This is a genomic window from Solibacillus sp. CAU 1738 (genome assembly GCF_039888725.1).
GTDB lineage: Bacteria > Bacillota > Bacilli > Bacillales_A > Planococcaceae > Metasolibacillus.
Window position 1 is genome coordinate 640,401 of sequence record NZ_JBDQQN010000003.1, and the last position, 23,306, is coordinate 663,706.

Genomic DNA, 23,306 nt, shown 5'->3' on the forward strand with positions numbered 1-23,306 from the left:
ACATTGATTCAATAAACTTCGGATTCAAGGAACTCTGAACTATCTAACACCAGTGGAATTAATTCAACAGACCTTTTATTGTCTAGTTCAAGTAATGTCTCTATTTTGCTCGTTCTGATATGAAAAGATGTGTATAGCCCATAACGGTTTACTACGTAAAATATTGGTGTAGTAATTCAATTGACATGAGATTGTTATGGGCTTGTATATTTCGCCTTAGGTGTAAGGACATATTATTACTATTCGATAATAATTATAACTTCAACCGCTCTGCAAGGAATTTGCCGATACCGTCTTCGTTGTTAGAAAGGGTAATTTCATTTGCCACTTTTTTAAGCTCATCAATACCGTTATTCATCGCGACACCAATTCCTGCATAATCAAGCATTTCTAAATCATTATCTTCATCACCAAAAGCAATAATGCGGTCGCGTGGGATTTGCATTTCGTGCGCAATATGCGAAATACCGACAGCTTTATTTAAGCCTTTACGGACGATTTCTACGACGTTGAATGGTGAGCCCCAACGACGATGCTCGATTAGTTCTGCATGCACAGCTTCTAAATGCTGGCGAATAATCGGTACATTCGCATCGGTCGCTTGAATTAATAAGCTAGTTGGATCATCGAGTAAATTAAGTTTTAAGTTACCTGTTGTCACACGCGGATTGCCCATGCTCAAAATATTTAACATGCGCTCATCATCAGTATGAAGGTAAACGTCATCAATGACTTCTGCTATTAAATTTTCGTAATGGTATTTATCTACTGAATCGACAACATCGTGAACGACGCTCATTGAAATGGGTGAATGTAACGGTGTCCAAGAGCTATCTTTCGGATGGTGAACGAACGCACCGTTAAAATTCACGATCGGTGTTGTTAGTCCGAGCTCACGGTAGTATATATCACTTGCGCGGTAAGGTCTACCAGTAGCTATCATGACAGCGTGTCCGGCAGCTTTTGCTTTTAATAAAGTTTCTTTTGTATAAGGAGAAATTTTTTGCTGGTCTGTTAGTAATGTACCGTCTAAATCTAAGACGATTAAATGTTGTTTCATATTGGGAAATCCCCCTTTCTTTACGTTGTTAATTTTATCGTTAAGTAGTATAGCAAGTCAAAATTTTGTAACTACATTAATTTTTTGTTACTCTAATTTAGAGACAAATTTTAGGTGGTGAAAAGAGTGATTGTACAAAAAGAAGTGTGGAAGCGCATTCCATTATTACATGTTTATAATGAGCAAATGACTTCCGAAAGTCCGGTAGTTATATTCATTCACGGGTTTAATAGTGCTAAGGAGCATAATCTACATTACGCTTATCAGCTCGCTGAAAAAGGTGTACGCGTCATTTTGCCAGATACATATTTACACGGAGAACGTAAAGAAAATTATAGTGATATGCAAATGGAGCTAGCTTTTTGGAAAATAGTCATAAAAACAGTCGCAGAAGTAAATACGATTTTTCAAGAACTACACTTAAAAAACATACTAACGACAAATAATATTGGTCTTGCTGGTACTTCAATGGGGGGAATCGTTACATCCGGCTGTTTAAAAATATATGATTGGGTAAAAACTGCTGGTATTTGTATGGGCACAGTAAGTTATACAAAGTTTGCGCAATATCAGCTTGAGCAATTTGAAAAAGATGGGTTGGATTTTCCGATGACGGAAAAAGAGCGTAATGATATTTTCTCGATGCTTAAACAGTATGATTTAGAAGACAAGCAAAATATATTAAACAGTGTGCCAATTATGTTTTGGCATGGCAAGCAAGATACAGTTGTACCATTTGCGATGACTCACCCTTATTTTGAAGAACATGGTGAAAACTCTTGCTCTACCTATATAGTAGATGAAAAAGCGGGTCATGTAGTATCGAGAGAAGGTATGCTTGCGGTAACGGACTGGCTTGTACAACATTTGGCATAAGCGCATTGTTCTGCTATTATTACAATTAACATCTTGTGAAAGGGGAATACTTTTATGGCAATCGATCAAGATATGAAAGATAGCATGTTTGGAGCTTTAGAAAATGTAATTGACCCTGAGTTAGGTATTGATATTGTAAACTTAGGTTTAGTATATGATGTAGATTTAGATGAAGCCGGATTAGCGACAGTTACAATGACTTTAACGTCAATGGGCTGCCCACTTGGACCAGTAATTGTTGACCAAGTGAAAACAGCTTTAGGTGAGCTTCCTGAAGTAAAAGAAACAGAAGTAAATATCGTGTGGACACCAGCATGGTCAAAAGACAATATGTCTCGTTATGCGAAAATGGCTTTAGGTATCCGCTAAAAGATAAAAACCCGTTGTGAATGCAACGGGTTTTTTGTATGGAGTAGAAATTTGGTTAACTTGACTGCATGAGGTGATTTCACGACTTCTGGAGATTTACCGGCGACTTATCGTGTTTTACCAGAGACATACTTTTTCTCGCCTTCAATCAATGCGACAAATACTAATCGGGCAGTTTTCGCAGTTGATTTCATCTTTTAAATAATGGAAATCTAAAATCGTAATATAGCTTTTGTCAAATGAAATAATATTGTGTTTTTTTAAGTCATTTAGCATACGATTAATCATTTCACGACTTGTGGCACAAAGGTTTGCTATTTCGGTATTTGTTAAGGCAAAATTGATGAAAATTGCCCCATCCTCACGCATCTCCCCGTATGTATTCGCTAAACGTATCAAAGTTGAAAACAAAGCTCCTTTTTTTCCATGTAGCATTAAATCGCGTAAACGACTCTGATTTTTCATATTTTCTATTTGCAGCCAATTTAAATAATCTAACATTAAAGCAGGATGTTCGGTTAATAATAACTCAAAAGAGCGGTATTGCAGTGCAAGTAATGTAGTATGTTCCAATGCTTTCGCAGTTGCTACATGATAATGTAAATTGCAAAACGGTGAGCCTTCACCAATCATGCCATTTGTGCTGCAAATTCGTAATGTTAACTCTTTGCCGTTTTCAGTTTCTTTACTAAGTTGAATGATGCCACTTTGAATGAGGAATATATCTTCTGCTCGCTCGCCTTCCTGAAAGAGCTGGCATCCTTTTTCAACTTTAATAACTAACCCATGCTCTATAAATAATTCATGAATTTTCGTTGGTATTTTTGCTAAAGTCATAATTGAATTCACATCCATTGTAAAAATGTAAATAAATAACATGGGTTTTCGCTTGTTTAATAATATCACAGTATGTATAGGGAAAATATAATATTTTAGTTGAAGGAGCTGAAAAAATAGCTGACCTTGAAATTTACTTGATTTCAACTGTGGAGACAGTGGCAATTAGGGGATCATGAATGTAGTTTTTCGAATAAAATCCGATAGTAAGCTCGCTCAACATCGATTTCTCGTTTGAAAGGCGTTACTGATATGCTGATTATTAGCGGATTAGGTAAATAACTTACAATAATAGATAAATATCGTATCAAATTAGGTAAATAACTTACAATATTAGATAAATACCACATGAAATTAGATAAATAAGCCATGCTTCATACGTACTGCAAAAAGCATATCATTTCTACGTCGCAAGTGCAGCGACAGTAGCAAATCTTTTTCGGTAACAAGAGTATGAACTTGGAGATTGAGACTACACTCTTTTTAAAGGCTCATGTAAAAAGTACTGGCACGAGCACTTCGCGAATGATTGAATCAAACCTTTATATAAAGAAAATGGGTCGCGTCTTTTTTTGCATTTTATGAAGGAACATTTTATAATCAAATTAGTCAGTAAAGGTCAAACTTTTTGGAGGGATATATGATGCAATTTAAACAAACAGAAGATAACCGTCCGCCTTTAGAACAATTTGGACGAAATTTAATTGAAGAAGTTAAAAACGGCAAAATGGACCCTGTCATCGGTCGAGATGAAGAAATCCGTAATGTCATTCGTATTTTAACGAGAAAAACAAAAAATAACCCAGTGTTAATCGGTGAACCTGGTGTCGGTAAAACAGCTATTGTGGAAGGTTTGGCCCAACGTATTGTGCGGAAAGATGTACCAGAAGGCTTAAAGGATGCCTTGCTTTACGAGCTAGATATGAGTGCGCTAATTGCAGGTGCAAGCTATCGTGGTCAATTTGAAGAGCGTTTAAAAGGCGTATTAAAGCAAGTAAAGGAATCAGAAGGGCGCATTATTTTATTTATTGATGAAATCCACACAATTGTTGGTGCAGGGAAAACAGATGGTGCGATGGATGCAGGGAACATGTTAAAGCCGATGCTTGCGCGCGGTGAGCTGCATTGTATTGGTGCGACAACATTAGATGAATACCGTATGTATATCGAGAAAGATCCTGCACTTGAGCGCCGTTTCCAGCAAGTATTAGTGCGTGAGCCATCGATTGAAGATACGGTTTCCATTTTACGTGGATTAAAGGAGCGCTTTGAACTGCATCATGGGGTACGCATTCATGACCGTGCTATTATTGCAGCTGCTGAGTTATCGAACCGCTATATTACAGAACGTTTCTTGCCAGATAAAGCGATTGATTTAATTGACGAGGCATGTGCTATGATTCGTACGGAAATCGACTCGATGCCACAAGAATTAGATATAGTGAAACGACGTTTAATGCAGCTTGAAATTGAAGAGCAGGCGTTGCGAAAAGAAAAAGATGAAGCGAGTAAAAAACGACTTGAAATATTACGCGGTGAAATTGATCAATTAAAAGAATCTTTTAACGGTATGCAAAAACAGTGGGAAGCAGAAAAAGAAGGGCTGCAATCGATTCAGAAAAAACGAGAGCAACTAGATAAATACCGTCGTGATTTAGAGGAAGCAGAAAGTAAATACGACTTAAATAAAGCGGCTGAGTTACGTCACGGAAAAATTCCAGCATTAGAAAAAGAGCTCACTACATTAGAGGCAGCACTTAGTGATGAAGAGTCGCGAATTTTACGTGAAGAAGTAACATCCGATGAAATTGCGTCTATCGTTTCTCGTTGGACTGGTATTCCAGTAACAAAGCTTGTGGAAGGCGAGCGCGAAAAATTACTACGTTTAAAAGACACATTGCATGAGCGTGTTGTCGGACAAGACGATGCCGTTACTCTTGTGACTGAGGCAGTATGGCGTGCTCGTTCAGGTATAAAAGATCCAACTAAGCCAATTGGTTCGTTTTTATTCCTTGGTCCTACAGGTGTCGGTAAAACTGAGCTCGCAAAAGCACTTGCTGCACAGTTATTTGACTCGGAGGAACATTTTATTCGTATTGATATGAGTGAATATATGGAAAAACATAGCGTATCGCGACTTGTCGGTGCACCACCTGGTTATATCGGCTATGAGGAAGGTGGTCAGCTAACGGAAGCTGTGCGTCGAAATCCGTACTCAGTAGTATTACTTGATGAAATTGAAAAAGCACATCCGGATGTCTCGAATATTTTACTGCAAGTATTAGATGATGGACGCATTACAGATAGCCAAGGAAGAATAGTGAACTTTAGTAATACTGTTGTCATTATGACGTCAAATATTGGCTCGAGCTATTTATTAGAGGAGACTGAAGGGGCAGAGCAGCAAGTTATGGCAGCACTACGTCAGCATTTCAAGCCAGAGTTATTAAACCGTGTTGACGATATAATACTATTCCACGCATTATCAGACGAGCATTTCCATGCGATTGCTTGGAAATATGTTCAACAGCTGCAAAAGCGTGTAGCTGAGCAGGAGATTGAAATAGTCGTATCAGATGAAGTGATCGATTGGATTGTTGAGCAAGGTGTCGATATACAATTCGGTGCACGTCCATTAAAACGTTTCGTACAGCGTCATGTTGAAACAGCTGTGGCAAAAGCATTATTGCGAGGAGACGTATTACCGGGGGATACATTAAACGTGTCACTAATGAATAATACCTTACATGTTGAGAAAAAATAAAAAAAGGTTGTCCGGTAATGGACAACCTTTTTTTTATTAGTGATGGTCAGTGTCTGCAACTGGTTCGTTCGGAATAATTGCAGCAATAATTAACACTAGTACACTGAATGCTACAGAAACGATAGCACCGTCAGCGAAGTTAAATGGTACGTCAATTACAGAGCTTACTACATAGTTTAACATTGAAACTAGTAGGAATGACCAAAAGAATGTCATGATATATTGCATCAGTTTCACCTCATATAAGACTTAATAATTGCTTCTTTATTTAATATTACATCCTTAATATCATATCATACGTTGAATAAAAAGAAAAATGTTCTTTTCAAACATTTAGTGACCAAACGTAGGGGGAAATTATTAGTTGCTATCAGAAAAATTGTTAGCTATAATTATGACCAAGTGCTAATAATAAGTGGTAACTGCAAAGGGGGATGTTTTATGAATGCAGGCATAATTGGAATTGGAAAATATGTACCTGAAAAAATTATGACAAATGTGGATATGGAAAAAATTTTAGATACAAATGATGAGTGGATCCGAACACGAACGGGTATTGAAGAGCGTCGAATTGCTGAAAAAACAGAAGAAACATCCGATATGGCATATAATGCGGCTATGGAAGCGATCAAATCAGCGGGAATTGAGGCAGAACAAATCGGTTTGATTTTAGTTGCTACGGTTACTCCTGATAGAGCGTTTCCAAGTGTAGCTTGTCAAATTCAAGAGCGCATGGGTGCAAAAAATGCTGCGGCGATGGATATTTCAGCTGCATGTGCTGGATTTATTTATGGGCTGGTAACAGCAAAGCAATTTGTTGAAAGTAATAGTTATGAATATATATTAGTAGTAGGTGTTGAAAAACTTTCGAAAGTAGTCGATTGGAATGACCGCAATACAGCTGTCTTATTTGGAGATGGAGCAAGTGCGGCTATCGTATCAAAAGTATCGGAAGGAAGAGGCATTTTATCATTTGAGTTAGGCGCAGATGGTACAGGTGGCAAACATTTACTTTTAAATGATGAGAAAACGATTTCGATGAATGGCCGTGAAGTATTTAAATTTGCAGTCCGTCAAATGGGCGAATCTGCGATGAATGTAGTAGAAAAGGCGGGTTATTCGAAAGAGGACGTGGATTATTTAATTCCTCATCAAGCGAATATTCGCATTATGGAAGCTGCTCGTGAAAGACTCGAGCTGCCTGAAGAAAAAATGTCAAAAACGATTCACAAGTATGGTAACACATCTGCAGCATCAATCGGCATTTCACTTGTGGATGATTTACAAGAAGGCAAAATTAAAGATGATGATATACTTGTATTAGTAGGTTTTGGTGGTGGCCTTACATGGGGTGCCGTTGCAATCCGTTGGGGGAAATAACGAAAGAGAGGTAAGCATAATGGAAAAACGAAGAGTAGTTGTAACAGGTATTGGCGCAGTGACACCTTTAGGTAATACAATCGAAGAAACTTGGGAAGCAATTAAAGCAGGTAAGTCTGGTGTAGGACCATTAACGCGAGTAGACGCAGAAAAGTTCCCTGCAAAAGTAGCCGCTCAAGTAAATGACTTTAATATTGAAGATTTTATAGAACGCAAAGAAGCACGTAAAATGGACCGTTTTACACAGTACGCATTAGCGGCTTCAATGATGGCAGCTAAAGATGCAGATTTAACAATTACAGAAGAAATGGCGCCGCGTGTTGGCGTTTGGATTGGTTCTGGTATTGGTGGTATGGAAACATTTGAACAACAGTTTGTAACATTCCAAGAGCGAGGCGTTCGCCGCGTTAGTCCGTTTTTCGTACCGATGATGATTCCTGATATGGCTTCTGGGCAAGTATCGATTTATTTAGGTGCAAAAGGTATTAACTCATGCTCTGTAACGGCTTGTGCTTCAGGAACAAATTCCATTGGCGATGCCTATAAAGTTATTGAGCGCGGTGATGCAGATGTTATGATTACTGGTGGTGCAGAGGCGCCAATAGTTCAAATGGCAATTGCGGGTTTTTGTGCCAATACAGCTTTAACTTTAAATCAGGATATTACAACGGCATGTCGACCATTTGATGCTAACCGTGACGGATTCGTAATTGCAGAAGGTTCGGGTATCGTAATTTTAGAAGAGTTAGAACATGCTAAAGCACGTGGGGCAAAAATATACGGAGAAGTAGTAGGCTATGGTTCAACTGGTGATGCGCATCACATTACAGCGCCAGCACCAGGCGGAGAAGGAGCTGCACGTGCGATGGCACAAGCGTTACAAGACGGTGGCGTAGAGCCAAGTCAAGTTGGTTATATTAACGCACACGGTACGAGTACGCCTTATAATGATTTATTTGAAACACAAGCAGTAAAATCAGTGTTCGGTGAGCATGCTTATAATTTAGCGATGAGCTCAACGAAATCGATGACAGGACATTTACTAGGTGCTGCAGGTGGTATTGAAGCGATCTTTACGGTGCTCGCGTTAAAAGAGGGCATTTTACCGCCGACGATTAATTTACTAGATCCAGATCCTGAATGCGATTTAGATTACGTACCAAATGAAGCGCGCGAAGCTTCGATTGAATATGCGCTAAGTAATTCGCTAGGCTTTGGCGGCCATAACGCATGCTTACTATTTAAAAAATACTAGAAACTCGGTCATTGCGGTACCGTAGTTGAAGAAAAATGCGTCTAGGTTATCGCCTAGACGCATTTTTTTGCTTACATTTGAATATTTGTGTAAAGAAAGGATGGTGTTATCGTAAGATTTGCATTGTTTTTATTTAGCTACGGGCTGTGTGTAATGTCGATAAGTAACTGTATCATGTATTTAAATTACCGTACACTAGGCTATTCCTGGCATGCCGTTTTTAATTTTATACTGCATACATATGAGCTATATATCGCACTTGGCTCGCTTATTGTATTATTTATCGTCGTTTACGGCCAAGGCCCATCGCGTTCTCCATTTTCTTAAGCGTCTTAGATGCAATAGCATTTGCTTTTTTAGCACCCGCATCTAAAATATCATCTAGTTCAGGTGAATCGATTAATGCATAGTAGCGCTCCTGAATGGGTGTTAAGTGCGCAATGATTGCTTCTGCCACGCCTGCTTTAAAGTCGCCGTACCCTTTGTCAGCATATTTTTTTTCTAATTCTGAAATGGACGTGCCACTTAAAGCTGATTCAATTGTAAGTAAGTTTGATACGCCTGGTTTATTTTCAACATCAAATTTAACAATACCTTCAGAATCTGTTACAGCAGATTTAATTTTCTTTTCGATTTCTTTTGCTGTATCAAGTAAACGAATTGTCGCCTTTGTATTTGGATCAGACTTACTCATTTTTTTCGTAGGCTCTTGTAATGATTTAATACGAGCGCCTTCTTTTGGTAACTGAATATCCGGAATTGTTAATACATCATTATAGCGTTTGTTAAATCGTTCTGCTAAATCACGCGTTAATTCAATATGCTGTTTTTGGTCATCCCCAACCGGTACAATATTTGTGTTGTAAAGTAAAATATCGGCTGCCATTAATGGCGGGTATGTTAATAATGCAGCAAGTACAGATTCTTTACCGTCTGATTTGTCTTTGTATTGTGTCATGCGCTCTAATTCACCGATTGAAGCAACGCATTGTAGCATCCAGCCTGCCTGCGCATGTGCTGGAACTTCAGATTGGATAAATAAAATGGACTTTTCTGGATCAATACCGACTGCAATATACATTGCAGCTAAGCTACGAATATTATTACGTAACTCGAGACGGTCTTGTGGCACTGTTATCGCATGTTGGTCTACAATGCAATAAATTGCTTGCCCTTCATCTTGAAGAGCGGGGAACTGTTTAATTGCTCCGATGTAGTTGCCAATTGTTATCGTGCCTGTTGGTTGTACACCTGAAAAAATAGTTGTCATCCTTTTTCCTCCTTCGAATTAAGGAATGCGCATCCTCGCTCGTTTAGACACGAATACCTAGACACTCCTTCAACTCCAAAAATTTCTTTATAAATAAAAAAACATCAAGCGTCCAGTCGAGTTTTCGACATGGGACGAATGATGTTTAAATCCGCGGTACCACCCAGCTTGCTCACAACGAGCCACTTTACCTTCGTAACGTGAAGTGAACGAGCTTTACTACTAATCCGTTCATAAAGCTAACTCGGAAGTCCATTCTGTTTGCATGATGGTCTGTTTACACCAACCACAGACTCTCTACACATCAAAATCAAACATACTACTCTTCGTCATCGTTTTTATATTTGCTAAATTATATTATAGACATGTACAAAAATGCAAATTATTTTTCCGCATGAATAATAACCGCGTTTTTTGGATACGATTTTTATAGGAATATAATCGCGTAAGCATTTTCCTAACGGTGTAAAAAGGACTGAAAACTTACTTCAAAGCTAATGGAAGTTTCATCTTATGGAACTAATTAGTTGAAAAAACGTATATGTAAGTAAACTGTTTCCTTATTTTTTCTCGATTACCTTTTTATAATTGAGAAAAAATACGTCAAATTGGTGTACTAGTCTTTTATTGAATGAGTATTTAAAAAATTCCAATTTCAATAATCTGATGAAATAATTGTATTTTCGAGCTAAAAATCGAATATTTATTAGATAGATGAAAGGGGTTTTTTGTTGACATTCTATATTCAAAAGAAAACAAATGGTGTATAATGGACATAGGATTTTAAATTAAATTAATTCTAAACTAATAACTCTGTATGAAATAGATGATCTTATTAGGAAAGGGAGGGTTACGATGCTAGTTACTTTATTTACTTCTCCAAGTTGTACATCATGTAGAAAAGCGAAAGCATGGCTTGAGGAGCATGAGATTCCATATACAGAACGCAATATTTTTTCTGAACCGTTAACAATTAGTGAAATAAAAGAAATTTTGCGCATGACAGAAGATGGCACAGATGAAATTATTTCAACTCGTTCGAAGATTTTCCAAAAGTTGAATGTCGATGTTGAAAATTTACCGCTACAACGATTGTACGAGCTTATCCAAGAATATCCCGGCTTACTTCGCCGACCAATTATTTTAGATGAAAAGCGTTTACAAGTTGGCTACAATGAAGATGAAATTCGCCGTTTCTTACCACGAAAAGTACGTGCCTACCAATTGCAAGAAGCACAGCGTATGGTTAACTAATGAATAATGGACTCTTGAGATGTTGCGTCTTTTATATGCCGTAGCATCTTTTTATTGTTTATAGGGATAGCAAACAGGGTATTAAATTACATAATAAATGTCTTGCATCCCCGTTTTTGTAGTGCGGAACTGTAAAATCTGTTATTTAAGGGAAAAATGGGCAACAGCCCTTTTCCTTGTTGCAAAATTTGTCTTGTTTTCATATCTATAGTACAATACAATTTTAATATTCAAATAATTTATATTTTGTTAATGTTTTTCCTTTTCATTTTACGACGGAACATCATACAATAGAGTTATAGAAAATAGTTTGTTTTCTACAGCTGTAGTGACATGTTCAACTGTTGAAAGTGCATGTATGAAAAAGCTTTAAAAGTTGAAAGATAAAGAAATTAGCCCGTACATGTTTACTCAACAAATGACTGTGAAGGGAGTTGAGGTCGAATGGACATTGAACGTATCAATGAAAATACATTAAAACTGTTCATCACGTACAGTGATATTGAAGACCGTGGTTATTCACGTGAAGAGATTTGGTATAATCGTTCCAAAGGTGAGGAACTATTTTGGGATGTCATCAGCGAAGTTAATACAGATGATTATTTCGATTTAGAAGGCCCGATATGGATTCATATAAACGCATCGGAGCAAGGGCTTGAAGTAATTGTAACACGTGCGAATATGGGCATGGAAGGCGAAAGCTTGATGCAAAACTTTGAGGAAAATCGAGATGTCGCAGCGCAATTACGTGAAATGGAAGAGTCGATTTATGAAACAACTGACTCTGAAGAACAAGAGGAAGAATCCATTTTATTAAGTGCACGCTTTAAATTTAAAGATATAGATGAATTAATCCCTGTTGCGAAACGGATTGTCGCATATGGAACAGCATCTTCCCTATATAAAATGGAAAATGAATACTTTTTATCGGTTGATTTCACAACAGTAAATGATGCACGAGAGCGCCGCAATGCGTTAGCGATATTAAAAGAGTATTTACAGCCTACAAGAATAACAATTCACCGTATTGAGGAATATGGTATACCAGTAATGCCACAAGATTGTTTTGAAACGGTTATACAATACTTTGCTTAAATGAATAGCTTGATTTTTTATCTATAAAATTACGTGAAGAATAAGTCAATTATTACTTTGTCGTCACGCTGAAATCCCTAGTCTATATGTGAGCTAGGGATTTTTTTGTGCGATTTTGTGACGTGTGAAGCGGACGTGAATGCACTTTTCATAGTAAACCACATATGAATCACTCAATCAAAATCAATTTTATCTGTTTACAAAGCACTTAGGTAAATAATATATGCGATAAGGTTGATTTGTTAGTGGATTAGATAAATAACTGATTCGTTACCCAAAAGTTGGGGGTGTTATATATACATGGCATACTGTACTCCAAGCTGACGCTTTCCGCGGGCATGGCCTCAGTCTCCTCGTCGCTCGTACCTCATTCCTGTGGGGCCATCAGCCCATGTGATTGTCGCTACGCTTTCGTCACATGATTTGCTATTCCCGCTGGAGTAGCCGTTCTCCGTTCCATGTTCTACAAATTCTGAATAAATAATGGTTTACCACTAAAAATCAGGGATAACCAATTATTTAATATAGCACGAGTTGATTGGAGTGGAGGTTGGGCGACTCCTGGGGGATTAGCGTCCAAGATGAGACCCTGGACTGAGCTTGCGAGGGAAGCGGCTCATCGGACGCCCCCCGGAAAGCGCCCAACTGGAACGGAGATCGACGCCAAGTTACGGTGATGAACCGATAACATGCAAAATTAGATAAAAAAACAGTGTACGAGATGTAATGACAGGGCAGGTATCTGAACCCTGTTAGAAAGCTACCCTATAAGTTTCAACCAAAAGTTAACGCAAAGTGCGATTTATTAACTTTGGAGCTTTTTTTAACTTTCCTTTGAAAATGATGCCAGCTACTTTTACAATAGAAGTAAAGGAGTTGAGTATGTGTGTTAGTTGCACGTACAATGAATGGAGAGTTATTAATATTAACTGCCGATTTATGTCCTAATGAACTAAGCGAATTGCGTAAAAGGACAAGCTTTTTTTGCCCGCAATGTCAGAGTAAATTGCAATTGAAAATTGGACGAGTTAAGATTCCTCACTTTGCCCACCTGCAAACTAATTTTTGTGATACTACTTTTTCAGAAGGTGAATCAGCCACACACTTACAAGGTAAACAACAACTTTTTACTTTCTTTTCTAAACGAACGGACGCTGTTGCACTTGAGAGCTATATCCCTCAGCTAAAGCAGCGGCCTGATCTACTCGTAACACATCAAAATAAACAATATGCAGTTGAATTTCAATGTAGCCGTATCCCTACTACGCAAATACATGAAAGATCCGCTGGTTATAAAAACTTTCAAATTACCCCACTTTGGCTTGTGAAAACACCCCACCAGTTTCGAAAACAAGGCATTTCAAAAATTTCATTAAATGAATTTTATCAGCAATTTATCGCACACTATCAAAATGATCGCTATTTATTAACGTATAATTCAGAAAAGCGTGTCTTTACGTACTTTAGTAATTTACATTATGTTCAAGGAAGTATGTGGTTAGGTAAAGTCCAAACATTGCCGATTGAGCGCCAACAATTTCCCTTCTTTGTCCCGAAACGATTAACCGAAAAGGAGTATAATCTACTATGGATAACTTATAAAATACATCGAGAAAACTTTTTGAAATCAAGAATATTACTAAGCCGTAGCGGAGTAAATGATGTTTTTTTGCGGGGCATTTATGAACTTCGTTTATCGCGAGAGGCACTGCCGCACTTTATAGGAATCCCAATTTTGGGAAGCGAAGCGATTCCTTTATTTAGCGCAGAATGGCAGTTAAATTTATTTTATTTTTTGCATATAACAAATATGAAGCTTACGCAAATAAGTGACCAAGTGATTCATGCGTTTTTAATGTGGAACAATTTATCAGAAACAAATAATGCCCAGCGACTTATTTCGCGCTATGTGGCATTTTTGAAAAAAATAGGCGTAAAATATATTCATACCGAAATTGATGAAAATTCAATATTCAATCAATTATACGGAGAATATATTGCTTTTTTACAGGATAATTGAGAAAATAGAAGAGCAATTTCGAATTTTGAAATAAATAGTATGGAGGCTGTTAAAATATGGCGAAATTATTAACGCGTGAGGAAGTACCTACAGAATTGACGTGGGACTTAACATCAATTTTTTCTTCAGATGAAGCATGGGAGCAAGAATTTTCAGAAATTCAATCACTAATAGGACAAGCAGAAAACTATAAAGGAAAAGTAGCAGAAGGCGCAAAAGGCTTGTTTGAAACATTACAATTTAGCGATAATGTTGGACAACGCTTTAACAAATTATATGTTTATAGCCATTTAAAGCATGATCAAGATACGGCAAATAGCAAATATCAAGCAATGGATAGCCGCGTCAAATCACTTAGTGCAAAATTAAGTACTGCAATGTCATTTATGATTCCGGAAATTTTATCATTAGACGAAGCAACTATTGCGTCATATATTGCAGAAAATGATGACTTAAAATTATACGAGCAAAGCTTAAAAGAATTAAACTTAGGTCGTCCGCATATATTGTCAGCTGACAAAGAAGAGCTTTTAGCACAATTATCGGAAGTTTCTAATGCGTCAGGTCAAACTTTTAGTGCATTAAATAACGCCGATATCGAGTTTCCAAAAGTGAAAAATGATGAAGGTGAAGAAGTGCCATTAACGCATGGCTCGTACATTTCGTTCTTAGAAAGTGCCAACCGTGAAGTGCGTGAAGGCGCATTTAAAGCGATGTACGAAACTTATGGTAAATTCCGTAATACATTTGCTTCTACTTTATCAGGTAATGTGAAGGCGCAAAATGCAGATGCAAAAGTGCGCAATTATGAATCGGCACGTCATGCGGCGATGAGTAATAACTTCATTCCGGAAAAAGTGTACGATCAATTAATTTCTACAATTCATGATAATTTACCATTGCTACACCGTTATATAGCATTACGTAAACAAGTACTTGGCTTAGAAGAACTGCATATGTATGACTTATTCACACCTCTTGTGAAAGAATCAAAGATGGATATGCCGTACGACAAAGCGAAAGGCTTAATGGTAGAAAGCTTTGCGCCACTTGGAGAAGAATATCAAGCAACGGTTCAAAAAGGCTTAGATAGTCGCTGGGTCGATGTAATGGAAAACAAAGGTAAACGTAGTGGTGCGTATTCTTCGGGTACATTTGGTACGAATCCATACGTATTAATGAACTGGCAAAATAATATGGATAACTTATTTACTTTAGCGCATGAATTTGGTCATAGTATGCATAGTTATTATACACGTGCAAATCAGCCATATCCATACGCTAGCTACTCAATTTTCGTAGCGGAAGTAGCTTCTACTTGTAATGAGGAATTATTGTTTGACTATTTATTAAAAACAATTGAAGATCCACAACAAAAAATATATTTATTAAATCACTGGTTAGATGGATTCCGTGGAACTGTATTCCGTCAAACAATGTTTGCTGAGTTTGAGCACATCATCCACGAGATGGATCGCAATGGTGAAGCATTAACTGCAGAAAAATTTACTGAAGTTTATTACAACTTAAACAAACAATATTTCGGAGATGCAATGGTAGTGGATGAGGAAATCGGTTTAGAGTGGGCACGTATTCCACACTTCTACTACAATTACTATGTATACCAATATGCTACAGGTCAATCAGCTGCCACTGCGCTAAGCAAACAAATTTTAGAAGAAGGTCAACCGGCAGTAGATCGTTATATTAACAACTTCCTCAAAGCGGGTTGCTCAAACTTCCCAATTGAAGTATTAAAAGCTGCAGGTGTCGATATGGAATCTCCAGCACCGATTGCAGAGGCGTGTAAAGTGTTTGAAGAAAAACTAATTGAGTTAGAAAAGTTATTGTTGAATAATTAATGGCTGGAAAGCTACAGGTCACTATCTGTAGCTTTTTGCTTTATTATGAAATGTTTTTGTGGGGATAACGTTAATCTACTCAATTAATTTGACTTTGTGAAATGAAAAGTTGCATTGTAATTCTATTATTTTAAAAGAAATAAAGGTTTTAATTACTATATTATTATTTATTTGGAATAATAAGTAGCTGAAAAAGTTGATTTCACAACTATTATGAGATTTAAGTATAAAATCAGGAATTTTGGGAAATAATATGAATGCAACCGCTTACTATATGGCGATTTTGTGAAACAACTCATAGAGCGTTGCAACAATTATTATTCCATGATAAAGTAATATACGTGAAATAAATCACATAACAAACATACACCCCTTTGTTTGAACGTGAACATTTCTCCCATCCCCTTTGTGAAAAAGAGGCGTCCTATTTGTCGAGAATAGGGCGCCTCTTTTGTTTTTCTGCTAGCTACTTATTAGTTTGAAAAATCCTAAGATAAATAGCTGACCACATTAGATAAATAGGACGATGTAGTAAACAAATAACTGTGCTTCACCCGTACCCACTAAAGCGAATTCTTCCTCTGACGAAAGCGTAGCGGCAGGCACTGGATCAATGGATTGCTATTCACTGCGCTCTTTCTTGCTAAAGAAGTTGATTTCGGTTCCGGGCAGCGCGCTTTTCGCGGGCACGGCTCCAACTAATTTTTTCGGGATTAATCCCGAAAAAATGGATTTTCCGCACGTGCGACTGTCGCTGTCCTTTCGCCGTAGAAAACATTGTGACTTCCGCTCTGCTTTCGTCACAGATAGTAATTTGCTGTTCCCGCAGAAGTCGGCTGCCCTCCTCTCCAATCAACGTAATCTTTCTAACTAAGATGCACTCCTACATTTTTATATTCATAATTCAATAATATCTTCGCTTTAAAATGGTCATGCTTTCGAAAACAATTAGCGTTTCTTTTTATCAGTTTTGAGGCATTATTAATCGCCTCTAAAAAACATCCAAATAGCCGAACACATAGCTACTTTAGAATTTCTACCTGCCAATTTTTAAACATTTTGATTGCTTTTAAAAATACAGGATCGACAGAAATGTTCTGTTTTTCTTTCGCACTCTCTTGCCATTTCTTATACAGTTCTTTTAATTCATACGCTTCTTTCGATTCTGGTGACATGTCGATGTATCGGTTTAAATACCAGTGTTCTTTCGGTGTTAAGCTTCAGGTGATTAAGTAATATGTAACGCATTCTTTACGCTTTTTTACAATCATATGCATGCCATTCTTAATGCACTTTACGCTTTTTTTATATACTCCAACAAATTTTAAAGAATAGAAAAAAAGCACTCTTCGGTCAAAATTGACGAAAAGTGCCTTGTATATAATGCTAAAAATAATTTCGTAGTTAAAAAGTGAGTTTCTAGTAGTCTTCTAATTAGGACTATTTTTGTCGCCAAAGTGTTACATCATCATTCGTAATACGTTCTACTTTTTGCTGCAGCATACGTTTTTTTAATTCTCGCTCAGCTGTTTGTTCTTTAATTTGATAAATTTCTGCTACTTCAGCTGTTGTTAACGTTTGGAAGCGATTGAGTAATTCATCCAGTGTCGGTAGAGGCTGACGGATTAATTGTTCCTGAATCATTTCTTGTAAAATATGTTCATACACTTCGTATGTATAAACACCACTTACTTTTAAGCCCTCTTCTTCAATGCACTCACTAAAAAAGACGATGCTCGGTACTTCTTCAACTTGCATTTCCCGTTTAATATATAAATCACATTGGAAAGCATGTGCTGCTTCTCTTGAGCCAAAATCAACACGAAATTCATTCATGTCCAAATTCACTTCTTGTGCAATTTGTAGTAAAGCAGCATGGGAATGTACATTTTTTGTTTTCAATGTAGCATGTTCTTGTATTTTCGTTAAATAACGAAAACTAGCACGCTTACCTTGTAATTCAGCAGCTTTAATTGCAATTGAAGGTAATACTGGATGGGTAATATCCAATTCTGCACCTGACACGCAGCCTTTAATACGGTTGCTTACACAATTCAGAGTTGATAGCTCCGTACTTAACACATAACGCCAAGAGAAATAATGCTCGTATTCTAGTTGTAGTTTACGAAGCATAGATTGCATTGCAAAAGTATTCGGACACAAAGGGTCAATGAATACATATAATTCTACTGGCTTATTTAGTGTAGAAGGTGCGGTAGGTTGCGGTAACATTTGGATATTATTCACTCAAATCCCTCCTCATCTTCGTTCGGTGAGTTGACCATGTGATGAGCAGTTAACACGAGGCGTTGATAATAGACGTCACGGAACTTACCGTCTAGACCAACTTCATCCATCGCTTCTGCCATACATTCTAGCCAAGCCTGTGCACGATCAGGTGTTATTTTGAAATTCATATGTCTAGCACGCATCATTGGGTGACCGTGCTCTTCTGTAAATAGATTAGGTCCACCTAAGTACTGGGTTTGAAATTGGATTTGCTTACGAATTGTTTCAGTTAAATCTTCTGGGAAAATCGGGATTAATTCAGGATGTTTCCCAACACGGGCGTAAAAAGCATGCAAAAGCTCAGAAAGTTTTTCAGCACCAAGCTCCTCGTAAGGAATCGTATATTTTCGATTCATAGGTGATACTCCTTTGTACTTGCAGTTACTTGTATTCGTATATTTAAGTTGTATTTACAGTTGGTTAATTATATTAGTGATAGCCTTATTCTAACAACGTCTTTTCGATTTAACAAACAAACAGCTCTACACAAAATTACAGAACTACTAAATTACTAAGTACGATAATAGTTTAATACCTTTTTCACATAATTAGTTGTTTCGTTAAATGGTGGAATGCCATCGTATTTTTTTACGTTTCCTGGCCCGGCGTTATAGGCGGCTAGTGCTTTTTCAATGTCATTGTCAAATTGATTTAACATTTGACGTAAATATTTAGCGCCTCCCATTATGTTCTGTTCAGGATTAGTTGGATCGGTAACACCTAAAAATTTTGCTGTAGAAGGCATTAGCTGCATAAGTCCAGTTGCACCAGCAGTACTAACTGCGTTCGGATTAAAATTAGATTCTTGTTTAATAATAGCAGCAATTAATTTTTCAGGTACATTATATGTATTTGCGGCTTGTGCAATAGTTTCGCTATAGCTACTCGCTCCAGCTAACACATTTTCGTAACCGCTTTGTCCAGTATAATCATTTAAATATTGATCTATTGTAGTGTTCGCCTGTCCTTCCAAAAGAAAGGCGTCTAAATAATTTTTAGGTGAGATAGCTAATGAGTCAGCAGATGCCATTGAGCTGTAGCTATTTAACAAACTTGCGGCATTTTTAGTTGCGTCTGTAAGTTCTGATTGCAGTAAGTCGTCAACCATTGATGAAAAAACGGATGGACTAGCTGAATTGGAGTTAGTCCCACTTATCGTTTGTAGAGCTTGTAGTTCCATGAGTGTTTTTATTGATTGGATATCCATAATGACCAACCTTTCTATAAAAGATAAAAAAGAATAATTTTGAGTTGAAAGAGCGTCCAGGCATTCGGAATTCACGCCACATGCTCAAGGTCGCTTCGGTAATTTTCTCCAGCGCTTTTCGCGTGTAAAAAGGCAAGAAAGCGCTTGTATTATTATTCGGATTGACTAGCAGCTAAAGCGGCAGCAAAACGCGCAATTTTCTTCTGAGCGTGCGCGACAGGGATATTGTATTTTACTAAAAATTGTCGGAAAATGTTTTTTCCAACTATTTCATCTTGTGTTTCATATTCTACCTCATAATCGTCGCACTGCAAATAATAAGAATGATCAAGTACTAATAAACCACCTTTATATGCTATTTCGACACGATCAGTTACTAATGAACCGAATAATGAGAGGCTCTCAACATCAATGCCGAGTTCAATAAGTCTTGCTTTCACATTGCTTGCAGGAAATATTAGCCCATTAGTCATTTGTGTTGCTTCATCTACAGTTAATAAATCAGTAGTTTCAATATGTGTATTTTCATTCGCTTGTTCTTTTAATGTACATTCAATTTTATTCGGTAAAATGCGAATACGCAGCCCACTCGCTAAAGCTTTTAGTTGGAAATCAGGTGTATCGAAATAATGGTTTTCTTGCCGAATAATCGAATCTCTATTTATGTCGAATGCTGTAAGTAGTTCGTCATATTTCGATTTCGACAGCATATTCTTAAATTCGATCTCAATTTCTTGGTTCATCATTTTCCATCCTTTATTCGGTGTTTTTTTATAGTAAAATACATTCTTCTTTCAATGCTGTAAAAACCACACTGCATCAAACTTTGCGGTATGATAAAATATGAACAGAATGACTTGAAGGAGAGAACAATCTCGTGCGTAACATTTATACCATTCATCATACTGAAGAATTACATAACGACATTTACTTTAGTCTAAATAATAGCGGGCTAGCAGTTCAATTTCAACCTGTTGGTCAAGTAATTGCAGATTCGGACAATGAGGCATTTATTTATATCGTAGAAGAAGCGGGTGTATATAGTTATTTAAGTTTCCCTAAAAAAGTATGGCCAGCGCTTGTCCAAGTAGTACAAAACGGGCGCAACCCATTTTTATACCCGAATATAGAGTTGACGAATTTTTTTGAGGAACTCGAATCACTACTTTGGAATATTCAAGGTAACGATAATTATGGCAGTGCTTTTGTGCAAGCAGTTGAAGAAAGTTTTGGCGTTATTTTTAATGCATAACATAGTAAAATGATTAGTAGTAGTTTGTTGATGAAATAGGGTTACTTACTATTTCATGTTGGGAGGTTTTCATTATGGGACAGTGGGATGTTTTTCTAGGTCCGTATAAACAAGCTGTTGATGAGTTGAAAGTAAAATTAAAAGGTATGCGTTCGCAATTTGGTATCGTTAATGCGAATTCACCAATTGAATTTGTAACAGGTAGGGTAAAGCCATTAGCGAGTATTTACGATAAATCGCTTGAAAAAGGTATCCCATTTGAACCTGCGGATGAATTAGCAACAGAGCTTCAAGATATTGCGGGATTGCGCATTATGTGCCAGTTCGTTGATGATATATCAACTGTAACGGAGCTTATCCGTCAGCGAAAAGATATGCAAGTCATTGAAGAACGAGACTATATTACGCATAGTAAGCCAAGTGGTTATCGTTCACATCATATGATTGTAGAGTATCCGGTTGAAACAATTCAAGGAAAGAAAATTGTCCTAGCCGAAATTCAAATTCGTACACTCGCTATGAATTTTTGGGCTTCGATTGAGCATTCCTTAAATTATAAATATAAAGGTCTTTTCCCAGAAGAAATTAAAAATCGCTTGCAAAGTGCCGCGGAAGCAGCTTTTCGTCTTGATGAAGAAATGTCACTTATACGTAATGAAATTCAAGAAGCACAGGCGTATTTTAGTGAATTTAAAGAAGCAACCAATCCAGCATTACACACAACAAAGGACAAGGAGCGTGACTAAAGATGAAATTTTCAATTCAATCACGCCGAGATTCTCAATCGAATGAACTGATGGATCTCGCAAAAACTTATTTGCAAGACTTTGGTTTACAATTTGATGAAAAAGAGCCGGATATTGTCCTATCTATCGGGGGAGACGGTACGCTTCTACACGCATTCCATCGTTATTCGCACCGTTTAGATAAAGTAGCATTTGTTGGAATCCATACAGGACACTTAGGATTTTATGCGGATTGGAAGCCATCTGAGCTAGAAAAGTTAGTATTATCCATTGCCAAAAAGGAATTCAATGTTGTAGAATATCCGTTACTCGAAGTACAGGTGCACCGTCATAAGTCTGAGCCTAGTGCATATTTAGCATTGAATGAAGCGACGATAAAATCACCTGATGTGACACTTGTGATGGATGTCGAGCTAAATGGCAATCATTTTGAGCGGTTCCGAGGAGATGGGCTTTGTGTATCTACCCCATCTGGTAGTACGGCATATAATAAAGCATTAGGTGGAGCAATAATCCATCCGACATTGCATGCATTTCAATTAACGGAAATGGCATCAATTAATAACCGTGTGTTCCGTACTGTTGGATCGTCACTTGTGTTGCCAGCCCATCATAATTGCGTATTAAAGCCGGTTAATGATCAAAGGTTTAACATGACGATTGACCATGTGCAGTTAACAGAATCTGATGTCAAATCAATTACATTTAATGTAGCAAATGAACGTGTGCGGTTCGCGAGATTTCGTCCATTCCCGTTTTGGGAGCGTGTGCATGATTCATTCGTTTCAAATGAATAAATGAGGGAAATATGAATAATAGATTTGAAATTCAATTTGTTGCAACTGAGGAAATACTACTGCGCGAGGCCATTGCTACTTGGGGGATTTCCAAGCGGGCTCTTACATCAATAAAATTTGATGGTGGCGGTATTTTTGTTAATAATATAGAGCGCAATGTTCGATATAGATTAGTGCAGGGAGATGTTGTGAAAATCATTTTTCCTGCAGAAGAGGTAAGTGAAGGGCTAGTCCCACAGTATGGTAAGTTAAATATTGTATATGAAGATGACGCACTGCTTGTCATTGATAAACAACCATATATGAGTTCGATTCCTTCGCGGGAGCATCCTGATAGTAGTGTGGCGAATTTTGTCTATGGTTATTTTCAGCAACAAGGACTTGCATCGACAGTTCATATTGTAACTCGTCTTGACCGTGATACATCTGGGCTAATGTGTATTGCCAAACATCGACATATTCATCATTTAATGAGTGAAGCGCAAAAACGTGGCGATGTACAAAGACAATACGAGGCGATTGTTCATGGTGAAGTACAAAGTCAGTCCATTATCGAACCAATAGGGCGTAAGGATACGAGCATTATTGAGCGCGAGGTACGATCAGATGGGCAATTTGCTCATACAGATGTGATATTGTTACAGCGTGCTAAAACATGCGGTACACCTATTTCACATATTCGTTTAAAACTGCATACTGGACGCACGCACCAAATTCGTGTGCATATGGCGTACATCGGACATCCTCTAGTCGGAGATGAATTATACGGTGGCGATAATCAAATTATTGACAGACAAGCACTTCACTGCGTGTCGCTCACATTTGAACATCCATTAACGAAACAGCAGCTAACCTTTTCGAGGGAGCTACCTAAATCGTTAAAAAAGCTATTAAATGACAATGATTAAAGTAAGATGTTCGCTTAATACGAACATCTTTTCCTTATTTTAAGATGTAAAATTGAAAAGATTGT

General features: G+C 37.4%; 22 protein-coding genes and 1 other annotated feature. Of the genes, 14 read left to right on the plus strand and 8 right to left on the minus strand.

Annotated features, from left to right (window positions below):
• Window positions 1-253: 253 nt before the first annotated feature.
• Window positions 254-1,060, minus strand: coding sequence for a Cof-type HAD-IIB family hydrolase (locus AAFN87_RS12385; RefSeq protein ID WP_347791379.1), 807 nt, complete (start codon window positions 1,058-1,060; stop codon window positions 254-256).
• Window positions 1,061-1,186: 126 nt separating this feature from the next.
• On the opposite strand from AAFN87_RS12385, the gene AAFN87_RS12390 reads away from it, so the two are divergent.
• Window positions 1,187-1,936: a prolyl oligopeptidase family serine peptidase gene (locus tag AAFN87_RS12390; protein WP_347791380.1), complete on the plus strand. Its 750-nt coding sequence runs from the start codon at window positions 1,187-1,189 to the stop codon at window positions 1,934-1,936.
• 54 nt (window positions 1,937-1,990) lie between these two features.
• Window positions 1,991-2,305 carry a metal-sulfur cluster assembly factor gene (locus tag AAFN87_RS12395; protein ID WP_481886473.1) on the plus strand — a complete coding sequence of 105 codons (315 nt, stop codon included), beginning with the start codon at window positions 1,991-1,993 and terminating at the stop codon, window positions 2,303-2,305.
• A gap of 144 nt (window positions 2,306-2,449) precedes the next feature.
• Here the strand turns inward: AAFN87_RS12395 and AAFN87_RS12400 are convergent, their stop codons facing one another.
• Window positions 2,450-3,142 (minus strand): Crp/Fnr family transcriptional regulator, encoded by a 693-nt coding sequence (locus tag AAFN87_RS12400; RefSeq protein WP_347791381.1) that lies wholly within the window; start codon window positions 3,140-3,142, stop codon window positions 2,450-2,452.
• 643 nt (window positions 3,143-3,785) lie between these two features.
• On the opposite strand from AAFN87_RS12400, the gene AAFN87_RS12405 reads away from it, so the two are divergent.
• The gene (locus AAFN87_RS12405; RefSeq protein ID WP_347791463.1) at window positions 3,786-5,906 is read left to right on the plus strand and encodes an ATP-dependent Clp protease ATP-binding subunit; all 2,121 of its coding nucleotides are present in this window, start codon (window positions 3,786-3,788) and stop codon (window positions 5,904-5,906) included.
• Between the two features lie 36 nt (window positions 5,907-5,942).
• On the opposite strand, the gene AAFN87_RS12410 is transcribed toward AAFN87_RS12405, so the two are convergent.
• Window positions 5,943-6,134, minus strand: a complete 192-nt coding sequence (locus tag AAFN87_RS12410) for a YjzD family protein (RefSeq protein WP_347791382.1) — start codon at window positions 6,132-6,134, stop codon at window positions 5,943-5,945.
• Window positions 6,135-6,347: 213 nt separating this feature from the next.
• Here AAFN87_RS12410 and AAFN87_RS12415 point away from each other — a divergent pair, with 213 nt between their 5' ends.
• Together AAFN87_RS12415 and fabF are read left to right on the plus strand one after the other, a co-directional pair.
• Window positions 6,348-7,286, plus strand: a complete 939-nt coding sequence (locus AAFN87_RS12415; protein ID WP_347791383.1) for a beta-ketoacyl-ACP synthase III — start codon at window positions 6,348-6,350, stop codon at window positions 7,284-7,286.
• A gap of 19 nt (window positions 7,287-7,305) precedes the next feature.
• Window positions 7,306-8,541 carry a beta-ketoacyl-ACP synthase II gene (gene fabF, locus AAFN87_RS12420; RefSeq protein WP_347791384.1) on the plus strand — a complete coding sequence of 412 codons (1,236 nt, stop codon included), beginning with the start codon at window positions 7,306-7,308 and terminating at the stop codon, window positions 8,539-8,541.
• Window positions 8,542-8,821: 280 nt separating this feature from the next.
• Here the strand turns inward: fabF and trpS are convergent, their stop codons facing one another.
• Entirely contained in the window at window positions 8,822-9,811 is a 990-nt protein-coding gene (gene trpS, locus AAFN87_RS12425) for a tryptophan--tRNA ligase (protein WP_347791385.1), read from the minus strand.
• A 127-nt stretch (window positions 9,812-9,938) separates the two neighbouring features.
• Window positions 9,939-10,153 (minus strand) — a binding site (T-box leader).
• 513 nt (window positions 10,154-10,666) lie between these two features.
• Between trpS and spxA the strand changes: the two genes are divergently transcribed.
• From spxA to AAFN87_RS12450, 5 genes are all read left to right on the plus strand, one after another.
• Window positions 10,667-11,065, plus strand: coding sequence for a transcriptional regulator SpxA (gene spxA, locus AAFN87_RS12430; RefSeq protein WP_347791386.1), 399 nt, complete (start codon window positions 10,667-10,669; stop codon window positions 11,063-11,065).
• Window positions 11,066-11,509: 444 nt separating this feature from the next.
• Window positions 11,510-12,160 (plus strand): adaptor protein MecA, encoded by a 651-nt coding sequence (mecA, locus tag AAFN87_RS12435; RefSeq protein WP_347791387.1) that lies wholly within the window; start codon window positions 11,510-11,512, stop codon window positions 12,158-12,160.
• 886 nt (window positions 12,161-13,046) lie between these two features.
• Entirely contained in the window at window positions 13,047-14,180 is a 1,134-nt protein-coding gene (locus AAFN87_RS12440; protein WP_347791388.1) for a competence protein CoiA, read from the plus strand.
• 56 nt (window positions 14,181-14,236) lie between these two features.
• Entirely contained in the window at window positions 14,237-16,042 is a 1,806-nt protein-coding gene (pepF, locus tag AAFN87_RS12445; protein ID WP_347791389.1) for an oligoendopeptidase F, read from the plus strand.
• A gap of 613 nt (window positions 16,043-16,655) precedes the next feature.
• Window positions 16,656-16,916 (plus strand): hypothetical protein, encoded by a 261-nt coding sequence (locus tag AAFN87_RS12450; protein ID WP_347791390.1) that lies wholly within the window; start codon window positions 16,656-16,658, stop codon window positions 16,914-16,916.
• A 566-nt stretch (window positions 16,917-17,482) separates the two neighbouring features.
• Here AAFN87_RS12450 and AAFN87_RS12455 read toward each other — a convergent pair.
• The 4 genes from AAFN87_RS12455 to AAFN87_RS12470 all read right to left on the minus strand — a co-directional run bounded on the left by AAFN87_RS12455 (window position 17,483) and on the right by AAFN87_RS12470 (window position 20,284).
• On the minus strand, window positions 17,483-18,289 hold the full coding sequence (locus AAFN87_RS12455) for a DsbA family protein (RefSeq protein ID WP_347791391.1): 807 nt from the start codon (window positions 18,287-18,289) through the stop codon (window positions 17,483-17,485).
• Window positions 18,286-18,687 (minus strand): globin domain-containing protein, encoded by a 402-nt coding sequence (locus tag AAFN87_RS12460; RefSeq protein WP_347791392.1) that lies wholly within the window; start codon window positions 18,685-18,687, stop codon window positions 18,286-18,288. Before AAFN87_RS12460 ends, AAFN87_RS12455 begins: the two co-directional genes overlap by 4 nt.
• A gap of 155 nt (window positions 18,688-18,842) precedes the next feature.
• Window positions 18,843-19,538 (minus strand): lytic transglycosylase domain-containing protein, encoded by a 696-nt coding sequence (locus AAFN87_RS12465; RefSeq protein WP_347791393.1) that lies wholly within the window; start codon window positions 19,536-19,538, stop codon window positions 18,843-18,845.
• Window positions 19,539-19,690: 152 nt separating this feature from the next.
• A complete protein-coding gene (locus tag AAFN87_RS12470; protein ID WP_347791394.1) occupies window positions 19,691-20,284 on the minus strand; it encodes a CYTH domain-containing protein in 594 nt (197 codons plus the stop codon).
• A gap of 131 nt (window positions 20,285-20,415) precedes the next feature.
• Between AAFN87_RS12470 and AAFN87_RS12475 the strand changes: the two genes are divergently transcribed.
• From AAFN87_RS12475 to AAFN87_RS12490, 4 genes are all read left to right on the plus strand, one after another.
• Entirely contained in the window at window positions 20,416-20,790 is a 375-nt protein-coding gene (locus AAFN87_RS12475) for a UPF0738 family protein (RefSeq protein WP_347791395.1), read from the plus strand.
• 74 nt (window positions 20,791-20,864) lie between these two features.
• Window positions 20,865-21,536, plus strand: a complete 672-nt coding sequence (yjbM, locus tag AAFN87_RS12480) for a GTP diphosphokinase (protein ID WP_347791396.1) — start codon at window positions 20,865-20,867, stop codon at window positions 21,534-21,536.
• 2 nt (window positions 21,537-21,538) lie between these two features.
• Window positions 21,539-22,333, plus strand: coding sequence for an NAD kinase (locus AAFN87_RS12485; protein WP_347791397.1), 795 nt, complete (start codon window positions 21,539-21,541; stop codon window positions 22,331-22,333).
• Window positions 22,334-22,344: 11 nt separating this feature from the next.
• Window positions 22,345-23,241 (plus strand): RluA family pseudouridine synthase, encoded by an 897-nt coding sequence (locus tag AAFN87_RS12490; RefSeq protein ID WP_347791398.1) that lies wholly within the window; start codon window positions 22,345-22,347, stop codon window positions 23,239-23,241.
• Window positions 23,242-23,306 lie beyond the last annotated feature (65 nt).

What these genes read in the sequence shown, in the direction of transcription:
- AAFN87_RS12385 (WP_347791379.1), bottom strand. Translation starts at nt 1,060, where the DNA reads ATGAAACAACATTTAATCGTCTTAGATTTAGACGGTACATTACTAACA.
- AAFN87_RS12395 (WP_481886473.1), top strand. Translation starts at nt 1,991, where the DNA reads ATGGCAATCGATCAAGATATGAAAGATAGCATGTTTGGAGCTTTAGAA.
- AAFN87_RS12400 (WP_347791381.1), bottom strand. Translation starts at nt 3,142, where the DNA reads ATGACTTTAGCAAAAATACCAACGAAAATTCATGAATTATTTATAGAG.
- AAFN87_RS12405 (WP_347791463.1), top strand. Translation starts at nt 3,786, where the DNA reads ATGCAATTTAAACAAACAGAAGATAACCGTCCGCCTTTAGAACAATTT.
- AAFN87_RS12410 (WP_347791382.1), bottom strand. Translation starts at nt 6,134, where the DNA reads ATGCAATATATCATGACATTCTTTTGGTCATTCCTACTAGTTTCAATG.
- AAFN87_RS12415 (WP_347791383.1), top strand. Translation starts at nt 6,348, where the DNA reads ATGAATGCAGGCATAATTGGAATTGGAAAATATGTACCTGAAAAAATT.
- fabF (WP_347791384.1), top strand. Translation starts at nt 7,306, where the DNA reads ATGGAAAAACGAAGAGTAGTTGTAACAGGTATTGGCGCAGTGACACCT.
- trpS (WP_347791385.1), bottom strand. Translation starts at nt 9,811, where the DNA reads ATGACAACTATTTTTTCAGGTGTACAACCAACAGGCACGATAACAATT.
- spxA (WP_347791386.1), top strand. Translation starts at nt 10,667, where the DNA reads ATGCTAGTTACTTTATTTACTTCTCCAAGTTGTACATCATGTAGAAAA.
- mecA (WP_347791387.1), top strand. Translation starts at nt 11,510, where the DNA reads ATGGACATTGAACGTATCAATGAAAATACATTAAAACTGTTCATCACG.
- pepF (WP_347791389.1), top strand. Translation starts at nt 14,237, where the DNA reads ATGGCGAAATTATTAACGCGTGAGGAAGTACCTACAGAATTGACGTGG.
- AAFN87_RS12450 (WP_347791390.1), top strand. Translation starts at nt 16,656, where the DNA reads ATGGATTGCTATTCACTGCGCTCTTTCTTGCTAAAGAAGTTGATTTCG.
- AAFN87_RS12460 (WP_347791392.1), bottom strand. Translation starts at nt 18,687, where the DNA reads ATGAATCGAAAATATACGATTCCTTACGAGGAGCTTGGTGCTGAAAAA.
- AAFN87_RS12465 (WP_347791393.1), bottom strand. Translation starts at nt 19,538, where the DNA reads ATGGATATCCAATCAATAAAAACACTCATGGAACTACAAGCTCTACAA.
- AAFN87_RS12470 (WP_347791394.1), bottom strand. Translation starts at nt 20,284, where the DNA reads ATGATGAACCAAGAAATTGAGATCGAATTTAAGAATATGCTGTCGAAA.
- yjbM (WP_347791396.1), top strand. Translation starts at nt 20,865, where the DNA reads ATGGGACAGTGGGATGTTTTTCTAGGTCCGTATAAACAAGCTGTTGAT.
- AAFN87_RS12485 (WP_347791397.1), top strand. Translation starts at nt 21,539, where the DNA reads ATGAAATTTTCAATTCAATCACGCCGAGATTCTCAATCGAATGAACTG.
- AAFN87_RS12490 (WP_347791398.1), top strand. Translation starts at nt 22,345, where the DNA reads ATGAATAATAGATTTGAAATTCAATTTGTTGCAACTGAGGAAATACTA.